Origin of the sequence: Streptomyces sp. NPDC057939, from assembly GCF_042887545.1 — a bacterium.
In the GTDB taxonomy this organism is placed as follows: domain Bacteria; phylum Actinomycetota; class Actinomycetes; order Streptomycetales; family Streptomycetaceae; genus Streptomyces.
On record NZ_JBHVPG010000003.1, the window covers coordinates 94,261 to 109,064 of the forward strand.

Genomic DNA, 14,804 nt, shown 5'->3' on the forward strand with positions numbered 1-14,804 from the left:
CCCGGGTAACGTCGCTCTCTTCGGGTGCCGTCGGGGCCCGGAGTCCCTGAGGTGCATGCCCATGACCACTCGCCAACTGTCCACCGTATGGAGCCTCTCCTCCAAGGATGCCCAAGCCGGATGGCGAGCACTGTGGTGGGACATCGGACCGGACGGCGCACTCGGAGTAATCCTGGTCCAGGAGCAAAACCTGCATCGTTCCCCTTACGTCAAAGGCTGGATCGGCTGGCGCGTAGCCACCACGTGCGACCGCCTGCTCATCGTGGTCAAAGACGGGACGGAACACCGCACAACCCTGCGCGGCATCAAGAAATCGACCGGCGGCCTGACTTTCCTCTCGTGGTCCCGGCTCCTACTCCGCGACTCTCAGGAGAGCTTCGTCGTGTACTCGCCCGGCGGCTACCCGATAAACCACATATCCCTCGGCGAATGCGTCGAATACGTCGTCGGCGACCGTGACGGAGGTATCTGGACCGCCTATGGCGACCAAGGCATCTACGGCGACCACCCCGCGTCCCGCGCCGGCCTCGCACGCTGGAACACCGACGGCGACCACACATGGACTCCGCAGCACCTACCAGAACTGCCTCTCGGCCCCCTGGCAGGCACCACGGAGGGAACGTTGGCCTGGCTCGCCTGGTACAGCCACGAAGGCGCCTTCCTCACACGGGTCAATCCCACCACCGAAGAGGAAACCAGCTGGAAAATCCCAATCCGGGACATCGACGGACTCACCGTCCAAGGCAACCGGATGATCCTCACCCACAGCTTCCACAACCGGCCCGGCATCGAACTGCACCACGCAGAACTCATCGACAACACCTGGGTCATCACCACACAGGAGAAACTGACCCTCCCCGAACCCATGAGCAGATCCTGCGTCAAAGGCCGAGACGGAATCCTCTGGCTCCGCAGCGGCGACACGTGGACACGCATCACACTCTGAACCACAACCCACTCACCAAAAGCAGGCCGGAGTGACCCCGTTTCACGGGGTTTAGACCTTCGCCCCGCAGTGGGTCTCCCCTTCACTCCCCCGCTCCGGAACCCTTCCGCCTCGCCTCAGGCCCAGCCCGCTCCGCGGGTAGCCAGGGAACAGTGGTTGCGGCCGCCTCAGCTCGTCGCGGAAGGGTCTACGGGTCTTCACGGTTCGACCGGATAGGAATTCTTCGGCCTAGGATCCGTCAATGCCACGAGCTCAGCCATCTGAAAGATTCTGGCCCAATAGGTCGGACTGTCACCCGGCCCCAAAACAGTCGGAATCTGCACGAGTTGAGATCCACGCCATCGCAGAATCCTGTAACGCCACTCATCAAGAGTGCCACTGTTGCCCAGCCAGGTGTGCACACAGCCGGCAATGTCCGCATCGACCATAACCAGATCGAAGCCCGCCCACCGCTGCCAAGAGGTGCAAGTCGACCAAGCGCGGGCCCAAGCCGCCGCCGGGCAGGGGCATCTGCCGCTGGAGCGCGCCCTCGGTCTGCCAGGTGGCAAAGGCCTCCTTGGCGCCTTCGGCGTAGACCTGTTCGGCGGACGTCCGACGGTCAGATTGCCCGTTCCCGCACGCGAGCCGACGCGCCCGCAGCTCGATCCGCACACGTCGGCCGGCGACCGGACGATCCGCAAGAGTCCGCTCGTAGTAGCACTCTCGAAGATCTCCGCCCGCATCCGGGACACGCAGCCCACACGGCCCCTGACCGCACGGCGACCCGGACCTCCACATCCGTCAGCACCACCTGGTCGACCTCCACCGCGACACCCGGCAGAAGAAGATCCCCGACCTGAACCCCACCCATCACATCGGATAGCTTCCCAACTACCCCCAAACTTGCGACAGAGCCCAAGATCTGTGCCAGAACCGAGTTTCAGCAACATTCAGTTGCTTGGCGTGGAAGGCACTACCTGTTCGCCACGTAGAACGGTCCGGTCACGACAAGATGGCAGGATGACGCGGTGTCCGATTCTCTCCATGAACTGTGGCTGCGCGGCATCGCCTTCAATCCGGCGGCGCCCTCCGACGTACTGATACGCCTGGTCGATCTGGCAGCCGGTGAGGCCGGCCGGCTGATGTGCGAGGGCCGCGACCTGCCCGACGCCGTCATCGACGCGGCCCTGCGCCACCCGTCCATGGGGATCCGAGCGCGGCTCGCAGGCAACCAACTTGTCGACCCCGCACGACTTGCCCGCTTGGCAACGGACCCGTCGGGGATCGTCCGCGCACGGCTCGCCGGCGGCCCCCGCTGGCCCCGACCGCGATGGATCAGACCGCTGCCGGACGACATCCTCGTCACTCTTCTGACCGCTCAGGACGGGGGCGAGGACGGCATGCTCACCGAGCACGAGATCACCCAGGAGCTCGCATTCTCCCGGCAGATCCCTCTGTCCTTCTACCGCTCCATGGCCGGGCACGAGCACCCAGAACTCCGTGTACGAGCCACTTGGAGGTGGCAGTCACTCACTCCCGCGCAGCGCCAGGCCCTGCTCGACGACTCCGACCCCGCGGTACGGGAAGCGGCGCAGGAGAGTTGGGAGCTGGACCCGGAAGCGGTGGAGGCCAAACTGCCGTCGATCGGCTCGCACAGCAAGTCGTTCGTGCTCGGCACGTGCGCCCTGTCCCCCGCGCTCGTCGAGCAGTGCTTCGCCGAAGGCACGGTGCACCCCCTGACCTGGAACCCACACACCCCGGCCGACGCCGTCGCACGGCTCGCCCGCCACACCGAAGCAAAGGTCCGCGAGATGGTCGCCGCCAGGCCCGACCTGGGCCCCGACCTCGTCGCCGAGCTCAGGGAGGATCCGGACGAGGACGTACGGATGCGCGCACGCCTCCACCCCTTCCCCCGCACCTGGGCCGAATACCGGGCGATCCAGCGCGTCATCGGACACGGCCCGGACTGCGTCTGCCCGATCACCGAGCCGGACACCGAACCCTCGCCCGACTGGATCGCCGCCTGCGCGGCGTCCGAGCAACCGGAACTGCGCCGGGTTGCGGCGAGCTGGCCCGGACTGCCCGCGATGCTCGTCGACGCGCTGGCACAGGACGACGACGAGGAGGTGCGGATCCTGCTGGCCTGCCACCAGCCCCTGGCTCCGCCACGCCTCCTCCTGGACGTGTTCGTCACCCGCCAGGCCCACCGACCGCACCTGCTGACCCTGCCCGCGTTCCCTCGAGTCGGCCTGACCGACCTCATCGACCACCCGGATCCCGAGGTGCGCGCCCTCGCAGCGGCCGATCACACCCTGCCGGCGCCACCTGTGGACGATCCCGACGAGTCGGTGCGCCGAGCAGCCGCCGCCAACCCGAGCCTGACACCTCAGAATCTGGAGGCCCTCCTCGCCGACCCCCGCACCGCAGAGGGCGCCGCGGCCAACCCGTCCCTCCCCATCCCTCGCATGCACGCACTCCTCGACCGCTGTCTGAACGGCGCCACCACCCCACCCGACGGCAACCGACGCCGAGAGACGACGCCCACGTAGCGCCCCCGCTCGGCCATGAAACGCGCACGGGCCCGCGGAGGCGGCATTGCCTGCGCCCTGAGATATCTGACGATGCGCCAACGTGTTCTCGGTGAGCCGTTTAGCCTTCGGAAGGGGTCGGTCGCGGTGGGTGAAGCGGCGGTGCGGGGTGGCGGGTACGGCGCGCAGGGTGGTGTGGGGCACGGTCGTGGTGAGCGCGTTGCTGGTGGTGGGCTTGTTGGTCGTGGTGCTTGTGTTTGATCTTGATACGGGTGACAAGGTGGCCAGTCTCGTGGGTGCGGGTCTGGCTGCTGGAGGGTTCGTGGTCGCGGTGCTGGCGCTGGTTCGTCAGACCAACACTTCGGGTGGGGTTCGGGCGGGGCAGGGTGGCGCCGCGACGGCATCTGACGTCAACCTGAGCCTCTCAGGTTGCCCCCGGGTCGGGAATGGTGGGCGTACGGCGTCTCGCCGTCCCCGCCGAGGCGGACCAGGAGGCCCGGCCGCCACCAGGTCCCCGGTCCTCCGCGCCATCACCCCCGGCCGGCGCACCGGCAACGAAGCCCCAAGCGCGCCGGCCGCTCCGCCGCCGCGAACGCGTCCCGCACCACCAGGACAGCGCGGACGCCCTCCACGTCGACCTCGTCCATCAGGTCGTCGGACCGGCCGGCCGCGGCCCGGACTGCCAGGCGGCGACTACGGTGCGCATCGGCTCCCACCCAGCGCCGGGGCGAAGGCATCTAGAGTGGCCGCGATGAGCTGAATACCTGTCTGGAAGGGAGATATGACCGTGACAGAGGACATGGATTGGACGGACTGGGCGGAGCGGACCTCAGAGGACGGGCAGCGCATATCACGGACGCGGATGGGCGTGCGCATCGCCACAAAGGACTGGGGGCGCAAAGTGCTCCGGTTGAACCTGCAACGCCTGACCTACTATCAGAGTGACGGTGTACGCCGGATCGAAGCACCGCGCATCTTCCAGGGCCAGGCCGGACTCGCTACGGGAGTCGAGATCCTCACGCCGGGCAGGCCTCGCCGATTCGTTTCCTTCGATCAGGGGGGTAGCCGGATCCACCTGGACGACGGCGTGGGGTTCTTCGCCTACACCGAGCTCGACGACGGAGAGTACATCGTGCGCCTGGGAGAAGACGCGACGACCACCTGGACCATCGGCCACGAGTACCTCAAGGCCCCCTTGCCGCCCTACGAGTTCACGTTCACCATCGAGGGCAGCGCACCACCATCGGCCAGGCCCCGCCCGAAACCTTCGTCCTACGCCCCCGAGGACGACCCCTACCCCTCCTTGTGGTGACCGGTGGCCGCCGCCAGGCCGACGACCTGCGGCCCCCAGGCCCCCAAACGCGGAAGGCCGCGCTCAGCTCAGGTACTCGTAGCGGGCCGGCCGCCTTCGTGGCCCCAAGAGCCTCCGCCGCCTTCAGGCCCAGCACTACCTCGGTGACCGCGGGGTGGGCGAGCTGATCGCGGCGGCCGTGCACCCGTTGTGGTGACCGTGGACCAGTGTGAGCAGATCTGCAGGCAGGAACGCTTCCGCCGTCCGCGCCGGCCTCTTGCCCGAAACGGTTGGTGCACTGCTCGTTCGACAGAACGAGCAGTACACCGTCGTCCGGGGCGGGACCGGCGGCCTGGGCCTCGGTGTTGACTCCCAGGACGGACACACAGGCGTTTTCGGGAAGCATGGCGGTCGTGGCCAAAAGCGCCCCTAAGATGATCAACTGATCATCGTTCAACGGGGGAAGAATCGTGCGATTTGCCTGGCAGGACATACCGGGGCAGGTTCGGGACGCGGCCACCTTCATAGGTCTGGCGAACCCCGCGCTGTGGTCCGGGCCCCCGGTACGGGAGGGCGACCTCGCCGGATGGATGGACGAGGTCAAGTACTTCACCCGGCTCGAGATCGACTCCGTCATCACCCTGCACAGCCGATCCGACACGCCCTTCGAGCTGTACGGGCGGGGCAGCGACTTCCTCAACCCGGTGCGGATGGCGCGCTACGTGCCCTGCGTGATCGAGGCGGAGAACGCCGAGGAGAACCCGAAGGTCCTCGCCCTCGCGCGTACCGCGTGGCGGGAGCACGTTGACGCCGTCGCGCAGCGCTTCGGCGCTCCCGTCCGCGTCGCGGAGGACGACGACGAGGTTCTGGAGGCGATCTGGCGCCTGGCCGGCGACGAAGGCCCGGACCTGCGCCTGTGGCTGAACGTCACGCAGATCCTGGTCCCCGACAGCCCGCTGTACACCCGCCTGCCCGGCCGCGCGCTGATCCGCCTCGACGCGCACGCCCCGGAGGACATGGCCGGCGTCACACCCCGCCCGGTCGACGAGGCCAACGACGTGCCGGAATGGATCCCGGACGGGTACCAGAAGCACGCGGTCGATCTGGCGCGGGCCGAGTACGAGGCGTTCGAGGACGAGGACCGCGCCGTCGACCGGGTTCGGCACGCCCTCGGCGGCGCCGTCGTCGGCGGCGGATCCGTCCTCGACCTCCTCGGGACCCTCGTCGACACGCCCTTCGAGGTCCGGCCGGAGGCCGATTCGTACATCTCGCAGCACATCTTCCGGCACCCCGACGCCCCCCAGGGCCGGCTGCCCGCCCTCCACGTGGCGCACGTGATCAGCGTCCTCGCCAATCACGGGCAGGAGGGCTCCGCCCGCACCGCGCAGTCGGTGGATCCGGGCCTGACCCTCCACCACCTCGACCTGTTCAATCCCCGGGTGCAGAACTCCATCGGCGTCACCGGCCGGGAGGCCTGCGGGGTGTGGCGACTGACCCGCGCCGGGTTCGAGAAGTCGATCGCGGGTAAGGCGTACATGATCACCCCGGCGGACGTGATGGAACGCCAGCGCACCGCAGCGCTCGCCGCCGGGACCCCCGAGGTGGGTGAGTCGCCGTCAGAATGACGGTGTGACTCGCCATGACGGTGTGACTCGCCATGACGGTGAGACGGTCCATGCGTGGCAGGCGCTGGGCGGGGATCAGAGTCAGGTACGCACGAAATAGGACATGTCCTTCTCCCCCATGGTCACCAGGAGTTGTCCTCCCTCCAGCTCGGCCGCCCGTGCCCGGACGCAGATTTCCCTGCCCTGCAGGCATGTCCAAGCTCACGGCTTGTCGCCCGTTCGTGACGGCTTGCCCACATCCAGCCGTTGCCGGAACCACTTCTCCGGGAACGGCGCCCCGGTGGGCGGGGAGATGTGTGACGACCCCGCCACGGCCGCGCTGTGCGCACCGCGTTCGGCGCGGTGTGGGATCGAGCCGTGCCACTGGCCGACTGCAAGTCCTGACCTGACGGCCCGCCCAATGTCCTCGCCCCCTGACCGGTGCTCAGGAAGCCCGTGCCGCGCTCGCCCTGCGGCTGCGGCACCTACGCCTGGACGCGGGCCTGGCCGGCAGGGACCTCTCCGTCCAATGTGGTTGGAACAGTGCGAAAACCTCGCGGATCGAGCACGGCAGGGCCGCGCCGTCCGATGCCGACATCCGCGCCTGGTGCGCGGCGTGCGGGGCCGATGACCAGGAGGCGGACCTCATCGCCGCCGCCCGGAGCGCGAACTCCATGTACGTGGAGTGGAAACGGCTCAACCGGGCCGGGTTGACCCGCCTGCAGAACGAGATCGTGCCCCTGATCGACCGTACCCGGGCCTTCCGCGTCTACTGCTCGCACGTCGTACCCGGCCTCCTCCAGACCCACGGGTACGCCGCTGCCGTCATCGCCGCCTACGGCGCCTTCCACGCCGCCCCCGACACCGACGCCGATTCCGCCGCACCCGCCCGCCTGGCCCGCTCCCGCGTCCTGACCAAACTCGGCCGCACCTTCGCGTTCCTCCTGGAGGAGTCCGTGCTGCTGCCCGGGGTCGCGGACAAGGAGACCACCGCCGCCCAGCTCGACCGCCTGCTGGAGGTGTTCGCCCTGCCGCAGGTGTCGTTGGGCATCGTCCCGTCCGGAGCCACCCGGCCGCTGTGGTCCATGGAGTCCTTCACCCTCTACGACACCGCCCAGGTCGGCATCGAGCTGCTGTCGGCCCGCGTGAGCATCACCGCGCCCGGCGAGATCGCCGTGTACGAGCGGGCCTTCGCACAGCTGTCGACCGTCGCCCTCTACGGCCGGGCGGCCCGCACCCGGATCGAACGCATCCGTACGACACAGCGGTAGTCGTCCGCAAAACCCGCAAAATCGTTGAGGTCCCCGGCCGGAACTCCCTAGCGTCGTTGAGGCCGGGACAACCGGCTCCGCAGCCCCGGGGGCCCCGAATGAGCGCACCCCCACACCCGCCCGCCCACACCCTTGGGGCGTGCGAGCAGCCCGCCCACGGTGTCCCCTCCCCGTCGATGCTGGATCGTGCCGACACGGGCCTGGAGCGGTTCCTCGCCCAGTGCCCGGAGTTCGATGTCACCCTGCCCTACCGCCCCGGCACGACATGAGCCCGCTGCGCACCCGGCAGAACCACGCGCCCTTCAAGGTCGGGGACCACGTCACCGGCACCACCCACGTGGAACGCCAGGACCGCGGGCGGGAGCGGCCGGCCGAGTTCACCGGGGTCATCGCCCAGATCGGCTCCGGTTGGGGCGGTGTCGACGCGACCATGGCCCATCTGTGGGTGCGTCTCAAGTCCGGCCGGGAAGTCAAGGCGCTGATACGGGACGTCGAGCGCCGAACACCGCTTCCAGCAGCGGGCCGTTCCCCCGAACGAGCACCGCGGCGGCACCCTGCCGACCAACGCCGCCTCCGCACGAGCCCACGTCACCGACCTCCTACACGGTGCGGGGATCGACCTCGACAGTGTCACCACCGCCGACGCCCTCCTGGTCACCTCCGAGTTGGTGACCAACGCGATCCGACACGGCGGCGGCCTCACCACCTTCCACACCAAAATCACCGACGGCACCCTCCACCTGTCCGTCGGCGACGCCAACCCGAACCCACCGCACCACCGCACCACCGCACCACCGCAGCTACGGCGTCGAGCAACCCGGAGGGTTCGGATGGCCCCTCGTCCACAACCTCTCCGAACACACCCACATCGAAGTCCACCCCCACGGCAAACCATCGCGATCACCCTGCGCCTCGCCTGAACCCGGACACCCTGGGAGACTTTCCCCTCCCCGCACCCCACGGACTATGGCTGGCGGGACGCCGCTACTCACTCTTCGCTACAGGCGCTCCGCTTTCGTATCGGCTCCCGGCTTCCAGGAAGGCCAGCACCGCCTCGAAGCCGTCGCTCCGCAGCATGCGCTGGATCAGCTCCTTCTCCGTGCCCAGCACCGAGGCTCCTTCAACATCCAGGTCGGTGAGTCGCAGGTACGTGCCGTCGGCGTCCGACTTGAGCCGGTAGGTCACGGCCGGCGTGCAGGAGGGACTCCCGGGGGACCGGGCGGCGGTCGCGCTCACCCGGTGCGCCGTGGCCTTGTCCGCGGAAGCGGTTGTGGGGGCGACCGGTCCGATGTCGAGGAAGACCGCGGCGACCTTGGCGGTCCAGTACGGGGCGAAGGCGCAGAGGTAGCGCTCGCGATCCGCCGCGCTGAGGGCGCGGGCCTCCCTGCGTCCCATCGCGAAGGCAGCGGCGTACTTGCCCCTCAGCGCGGGCTCCAGCACCGCGGCGCGCGCGTCCGCGTCCGCGCTCAGGACGTCGGCGACGAGAGCGGATACGAAAGCCACGGGATCGGTTGTCACACTCCAGAACCTAGTACTGCAACGGGTCCTTCGTTGACGGTTGGAAGGGCGCCTCCAGGTCCTCGATGCCGTCGGGAGCGGTGCGGACGAGCCGGGCACCGCCTTCCACGGCACCCGGTCGGCCACGCTGAAGCAGCTCGAACGGGCCCTGGCGCAGCACAGGGCCCGGGACAGGTTCCCCGTCGCCGACCGACCCGGCCCCTCTACTCCGTGCCGTCCCGGGCCTCGGGCCCGGCGGCCAGGAGCGTGCGCGTACCGGTCCGTACGGCGTCCCAGTCCGTGCCCGGCTCGCGATCCCGCGCACGCGGCAGCCAGGTCGCCCGATCCCGCTGCTCCCGGCGCAACTGCTCCACGTCCACCCCTCCTCGAACCCCGGGCGGCGGTCCGGACTTCTCCAGTTCGCTGATGCGTCCGTCCATGGCGGCGAGCAGCGATCGGTCCAGTTCGGCCACCGCCCCCAGGAACTCGCTCGTCGGCACGGTCACCCGGCCCGCCTGCGGACTCGCGAACTCGATCACGCCCTCCAGGTCCGCCCGGTGCTCCCAAGCGACGGTCACGGTGTCCTCGTCACCGACCACGGTGCGCCAGAGGCGGATGGTCGGGGCGACGCGCAGGTAGTCGGTGTACAGGTAGCCCTCACCGTGCCAGGTCAGCGCGGCGTCGGCCTCCGGGGTGTCGATCCACGTCCGGCGTGGCGCCATGTCGGCCGCGACCTCCACCAGGTCGTGGGGCACCGGTTCCATAGCCCCCGAAACGAGCGCGATCACGTCCTCCCACAGGCGGACGACGTAGTGGTCGACGTACGGGTGCACTCTGTCGTCGAGGTCGCCGTCGCCGTCGTTGCGGAGTTCCCGGACCGTGCGCTCGGAGTAGCGCAGCACCTCGTGACCGCCGACGTCGATGCAGTACCAGCCGGCGGTCAGCCCGAACCAGTGCAGTACGCGCCCGGCACCCCACGGCTCGACCTCCTCCAGCGGGGTCAGTCCGAAGCGGAAGCGAATCGCGGAGTCGGTGTGGATCACCGGCCCAGTGTCCCAATTCCGTTCCTCGGAGGTGAGGCGGTGGTCTTCGTAGGCGACGTGCAGGACGTCATCAGTGACGCTGCCGGGTGGCTCGGGCCGTTGGACGGGCCGGAGAGGGGGTCGGGCGCCGGCGGCTCGGGCTTGTTGTGCCGGTTGTGCGCCCCTGCCACCGGGGTGAACTACGGGGGCCGATCAGGCGATGGCCACAATCCGCCGACCGGGGGGTGGGAGCGGCCGCTGCGAACCGTTTCTGCGCCCGCAGGCTCGGCATGGCCGTCCGGCCGGGGCCCCGCGGGCGGTGCCCCCGAGCGAGACGACAACGAGCTCAGGCGCATGATCATGTGGCGCCGTCCGGACCACGCGGTTCGGACGCAACGCGACAGGATCGGTAGGACCAGATGAAGCGTTTCGCTCCGTCCCGCAAGACCCTCGGGGTGGCCGCCGCGGCCATCGCGCTCGGCGCCGGCTGCGCCTTCAGCGCGCCGGTCGCCGCCCAGCAGCCGGCACGGCCTGCCCCCGGGCCCGACCTCTATGCGATGACGATCACGTTCAGCGATCTCACCGGGACGAACTACACGGGACACGGCGTCGTCCACGACATTCGAGGAGAGAGCCCCGTCGTCGTCGGGGACGCCTACCGACGCTGCGAGGACACGGCCTTCGTCTCCACCGAGACCTGGTGCACACTCCACATTCGCTTCGGCACCGACAAGGACGCCAACACCGTCGACCTGTCCGAGGTGATGAAGACGCCCGAGACCTACCCGTCCGAGGAGTGGTACTCGACCATCACCGGGGGCTCGTTCGTCTACGAGGGCAAGACCGGCCAGGTTCCCGCCAAGGCCCTGAGCCGCACCGTCGTCCAGTACGTCGGCGCGTACTGACCATCTCCCACCACAGCAACCCGGCCTCCGGTCGTGGGGACGCGCAGTCACCCGCGTCCCCCAATCCCGGGGCCTCCCCGAACTCGCCCGGCAACCATCCGCGCAACGCTTCTGCGGGGCGGCCTCGTGGATGACGGTGGTGGTGGGGCCCTCCTCGGCGGGCCCGAGGAGGGCATGGCGCTCCTTCTCGTCGACGGCCAAGGCCCAGCGCAGCTTCGTGCCGACCCAGGTCGAGGCATATGTGCAGTGGGAGGAACCGTCCGAGGGCAGCCACTCCGCCGGATCGCTGAGCACCGCTGGGGCCTCGCCGTCGACCAGTGCCTGCGGCCACCGTCAACACGAAGCGCCTGGTTCCAGCGGGTCACGGACACGCCGGGTCGGCCGTCACGCAAAGATGATGGCCCCGGAAGGCACCTGCCGTCCCGGGGAACGGGAGGCACGCCTTGATCACTGTGGACGTCCAGCACCGAGACCACACCCTCTGGGCCATCGTCGGCGGGCAACTCGACGCGGACGGCGGCCCGGTGCTGGGGCAGGTACTGGAGCAGGTCACCGGCTACGAGCGGGTCCTCATGGTGGATCTGCACGCAATGGTCCTGATGGGCCGTGAAGGACTGCTGCACCTGCTGGACCTGCACCGCCGGGCGGAGGGCTGGGGGCTTCGGGTCCTGGTCGTGGGCTGGCAACCCCAACCGCAGCAGTTCATGGCCGACACCGCCGGAATCCGCGGGCGCGGTGCGGCCACCGGCGAGCGGTATGCACTCCCCGGGTTCCGTCGGCTCATCGAAGAACGCGCCCACCAGGCCCGGGACCTCGCCCGCGAGGCGGCACTGGTCGTACCGGCCGGCTGAGTGCCTCCTCGGCCCCCGACCCCCGCCGTCGTCACCGTCCTGGGTCCGGAGCGTTGGTCACCAGTACCGCGTGCCGCGGTCCCCGGCGGCGACCGGACACCACCGCCGGGATCCCGGCCACCGTGGCGCGGGTAGGAAGACCGAAGGTCTCGGACCTCGCCGCACCAGGAACCCGTCTCGCGACCGCGCTCCTCGATGTACTCCTTGAACCGCTTCAGGTCACCGGTGATCTGCCGCTGCACGAACCCGAGCTTGTCGCCCGGGTTCTCGGTGAAGCCCTCGGGGTCAAAGTCGAGCTGCAGCATCACCTTGGACCTGTTGTCGTCGAGGTGGTGGAAGGTGACCACACCGGCCTGCTTCACCTCACCGTCCACCGCGGTCCAGGCGACCCGCTCGTCGGGGATCTGCTGGGTGATCCGGGCGTCGAACTCACGATCCACCCCACCGAACTTCGTGACCCAGTGCGTCAGCGTGGGCGTGAGCTGATCGATCCGCTCCACACCCAGGCCCGGTCAGCGTGTGTCGCGGACCGGACCTGGTGGTGGGCGCGGGTTCCCGGCGGGGCGGGTGGGTGTTACGGCAGGGTGGCGAAGGGGATGTCGATGTAGGACTCGTTGCCCTTGGGGGAGGTGATCTCAAGGGCGGCGGGGATGGTGTTCTCGTCCGCGAAGAACGGGTCGTAGCTGTCGACAATGAGTTGCAACTGGCGGCCCTTGGCCAGGACGTAGTGGGCGGGCTGCAGGCGGAAGGTCACCGTGGCGGCCTGCTGGTCGGTCAGGGTGTAGGGGGCGTGGGTGATGATCGCGGCCCGGCCGGTCGCCGGGTCGCAGTCCAGCAGGTAGGCGGTGAAGGTCGAGTTCTTCGTCTGCGGCCTCACGGTGAGTCGGGCCTCCAGGTCGCCCTGGACGCGCATCGGTCGCTCCAGCGGCGCGGTGGTCCAGACGGCGGCGACGTCGCGCTTGATGTCGGCGGTCTTGTAGACGTGCGGGAGTCCCACGCGCTCGGCCAGGCCGGTCTGGACGAGCTTGGGCGCGACGACGATCCCGGTGTCCGGGCCGGCGGCCTGGACGGAGCGGGTCCAGCCCGCCTGCGGCTGGCCCTGCGCCAACGGCGCATCCTGCTTGCCGTCGGGCACGGCGCCGAGGTGGAAGCGCTGCGTGGGGAGGGCGTAGTCCGCCCAGTCGTTGTGGGTGAGATCGGACAGCAGGTTGTGCATGTATTCCGAGCGGATGCCGAACTGCGGCTGGGCGCCGTCGCCGGCGGTGCCGCCGAGGTGGTGGTCCATCCAGCGGTAGGTCATCTCGGTGGGCTTGGAGATGCCTCCGAGCAGGCCGGGAAGTTCGCTGTTGCCGTGGTCGCCGATCTGTACCAGCAACGACTTGGGGCCTTGCAGCTTGGTGAAGAGGTCGACGACAGCCGGCACGGAGAAGATCGTTTCGTGCCAGGAAGTGGTCAGCAGGATCGGCAGCTCACGGTCGTTGTATGCCTTCAGCTGCTCCATCGGCGAGCGGAGCTTGGCGAACTTCGTGACCTCATCGTCGATGACGTTGGCGCGGATCTTCCTGATGATCGCCTGGAACTCCTGCGAGCAGCGCTCCTCGTGGAACAGGCCCACGAGTGCCTCGAAGGCCTTGATGTGCCGGGTGCCGTTCTCGAACAACGAGGTGAACAGGTCACTCCACGCGCTGGCGCCCGCCACGGCCTTGACCCGCGGGTCCCGCGCCGCCAACAGCAGGCTGGTACCCGCACCGTAGGAGGCGCCGAAGCATCCGATCCGGTCCGCATCGATGCCTTCCTGCCCTGTGAGGAAGTTGAGGATCTCGACTCCGTCGGCGACATCCTGGGGGCCCGCGACCTGGATCTCGCCCTCGGAGCCGGCCAGACCACGCTGGCTGTAGGTCAGGACGGCGTAGCCGCCCTGCGTCCAGCGCGGGATCGTGCCGAAGTAGGCCAGCCGGCCGAAGTCGCTTAACGGGGCGGGCATGACGATGGCGGGACAGGTCTGCCCCGGCGCGAGGTTGCGCGGCGTACTCAGCCCGGCATCGATCCGGGTTCCGTCCGCCATGGCGATCTGGAACTCCCGGTACTCGGCGATCTCCGCCTGCACCTCGTAGGTGTCGGCAAGACCCCACTGGTCGAGCCTGCCGATCCGACGCGGCGACGGGTCGAGCAGTGCCTCGCGAATCGCCTCCAGCTTGGCGACATCGTCGGGGCTGAGAGCGAACGGGCTATCGGGGGATCCGTTGACCGGCATGGATGTTCCACCTTCCGTGGCAGTGCTTCTGATGAGGTGTCACAAACATGATCGTTCCGGTGTGATCACCTCCGACAAGCAAACCGGACCTGCCACTCGAACGAGTGACAGGCGGCTGTTGAAACCTCGGAGAGAACCGATCCCGCCCGTAAGGCCACCAAGCCCGGATCGCACCGGTCTGGATGGAACGAGCAACAGCCCTCGCCCACGTTTCTGTGGCGACTTCGCTCACTTCGCCATGCACCCTTCGCCCAGCGCCCGTCACCAACGGCCTGAAACAGGATGGCCATCCGACAGAGACCTGACGTTCCACCAGGTATCGGGTCACGTGGCCAAGCGGCAGAGCCGCGTGTCAAGAGGGAGATCGCACAGTTCGGCGCCGTCCGGCTCCCACCCACACCGCCCCCCGCCACTACCCGCGCCGCCTCGCCGGCCGTGGCGGACGGACGACATCCAGACCCCCTGGGGCCACGATGTTCGGACCCAGCACCCTTGCCATCAACGGCCTCCGGGCACGACCGTGACCCTCACCGCTGGGGAGTCATTGCCCAACAGCCGTGCGTGCGGCCGGTGCCCCCGCTTCCCGACCGCTGTTCGGGAAAACCACGGCCGGCTCACCGCCCCGGCCTTCGCGGGGCGCGGGGTTGGGTCTCGGG

General features: G+C 69.0%; 11 protein-coding genes and 2 pseudogenes. 9 read left to right on the forward strand and 4 right to left on the reverse strand.

The annotated features are described in order from the left end of the window. Positions 1–61 precede the first annotated feature (61 nt). The 7 genes and pseudogenes from ACFVS6_RS04790 (at position 62) to ACFVS6_RS04820 (ending at position 7,888) form a co-directional block, all read left to right on the forward strand. The gene (locus tag ACFVS6_RS04790; RefSeq protein ID WP_389700652.1) at positions 62–946 is read left to right on the forward strand and encodes a hypothetical protein; all 885 of its coding nucleotides are present in this window, start codon (positions 62–64) and stop codon (positions 944–946) included. A 1,007-nt stretch (positions 947–1,953) separates the two neighbouring features. Further along, the gene (locus tag ACFVS6_RS04795) at positions 1,954–3,474 is read left to right on the forward strand and encodes a hypothetical protein (protein WP_389700653.1); all 1,521 of its coding nucleotides are present in this window, start codon (positions 1,954–1,956) and stop codon (positions 3,472–3,474) included. Positions 3,475–4,240: 766 nt separating this feature from the next. Further along, entirely contained in the window at positions 4,241–4,765 is a 525-nt protein-coding gene (locus tag ACFVS6_RS04800; RefSeq protein ID WP_389700655.1) for a hypothetical protein, read from the forward strand. 449 nt (positions 4,766–5,214) lie between these two features. Further along, positions 5,215–6,369, forward strand: coding sequence for a hypothetical protein (locus ACFVS6_RS04805; protein ID WP_389700657.1), 1,155 nt, complete (start codon positions 5,215–5,217; stop codon positions 6,367–6,369). 449 nt (positions 6,370–6,818) lie between these two features. Continuing rightward, positions 6,819–6,980, forward strand: a pseudogene (locus tag ACFVS6_RS04810) (helix-turn-helix domain-containing protein); the annotation flags it as partial. A 42-nt stretch (positions 6,981–7,022) separates the two neighbouring features. Further along, entirely contained in the window at positions 7,023–7,619 is a 597-nt protein-coding gene (locus ACFVS6_RS04815; RefSeq protein WP_389700659.1) for a Scr1 family TA system antitoxin-like transcriptional regulator, read from the forward strand. A 98-nt stretch (positions 7,620–7,717) separates the two neighbouring features. Further along, positions 7,718–7,888, forward strand: a complete 171-nt coding sequence (locus ACFVS6_RS04820; RefSeq protein ID WP_389700661.1) for a hypothetical protein — start codon at positions 7,718–7,720, stop codon at positions 7,886–7,888. A gap of 715 nt (positions 7,889–8,603) precedes the next feature. Here the strand turns inward: ACFVS6_RS04820 and ACFVS6_RS04825 are convergent. Both ACFVS6_RS04825 and ACFVS6_RS04830 read right to left on the reverse strand, forming a co-directional pair. Further along, entirely contained in the window at positions 8,604–9,122 is a 519-nt protein-coding gene (locus tag ACFVS6_RS04825; RefSeq protein ID WP_389700663.1) for an ABC transporter substrate-binding protein, read from the reverse strand. A gap of 218 nt (positions 9,123–9,340) precedes the next feature. Further along, entirely contained in the window at positions 9,341–10,159 is an 819-nt protein-coding gene (locus ACFVS6_RS04830) for a DUF5984 family protein (RefSeq protein ID WP_389700664.1), read from the reverse strand. Between the two features lie 398 nt (positions 10,160–10,557). Between ACFVS6_RS04830 and ACFVS6_RS04835 the strand changes: the two genes are divergently transcribed. Further along, positions 10,558–11,043: a hypothetical protein gene (locus ACFVS6_RS04835; protein WP_389700666.1), complete on the forward strand. Its 486-nt coding sequence runs from the start codon at positions 10,558–10,560 to the stop codon at positions 11,041–11,043. Positions 11,044–11,495: 452 nt separating this feature from the next. After that, positions 11,496–11,894 carry a hypothetical protein gene (locus ACFVS6_RS04840; RefSeq protein WP_389701126.1) on the forward strand — a complete coding sequence of 133 codons (399 nt, stop codon included), beginning with the start codon at positions 11,496–11,498 and terminating at the stop codon, positions 11,892–11,894. Between the two features lie 152 nt (positions 11,895–12,046). On the opposite strand, the pseudogene ACFVS6_RS04845 reads toward ACFVS6_RS04840, so the two are convergent. Further along, positions 12,047–12,397: pseudogene (locus ACFVS6_RS04845) on the reverse strand (SRPBCC family protein); the annotation flags it as partial. A gap of 71 nt (positions 12,398–12,468) precedes the next feature. After that, positions 12,469–14,148, reverse strand: a complete 1,680-nt coding sequence (locus tag ACFVS6_RS04850; protein ID WP_389700668.1) for a CocE/NonD family hydrolase — start codon at positions 14,146–14,148, stop codon at positions 12,469–12,471. Positions 14,149–14,804: the final 656 nt, after the last annotated feature.

Excerpts from the sequence above, each read along its gene's own strand:
- ACFVS6_RS04820 (WP_389700661.1), top strand. The coding sequence starts at position 7,718 with ATGAGCGCACCCCCACACCCGCCCGCCCACACCCTTGGGGCGTGCGAG.
- ACFVS6_RS04835 (WP_389700666.1), top strand. The coding sequence starts at position 10,558 with ATGAAGCGTTTCGCTCCGTCCCGCAAGACCCTCGGGGTGGCCGCCGCG.
- ACFVS6_RS04815 (WP_389700659.1), top strand. The coding sequence starts at position 7,023 with ATGTACGTGGAGTGGAAACGGCTCAACCGGGCCGGGTTGACCCGCCTG.
- ACFVS6_RS04790 (WP_389700652.1), top strand. The coding sequence starts at position 62 with ATGACCACTCGCCAACTGTCCACCGTATGGAGCCTCTCCTCCAAGGAT.
- ACFVS6_RS04850 (WP_389700668.1), bottom strand. The coding sequence starts at position 14,148 with ATGCCGGTCAACGGATCCCCCGATAGCCCGTTCGCTCTCAGCCCCGAC.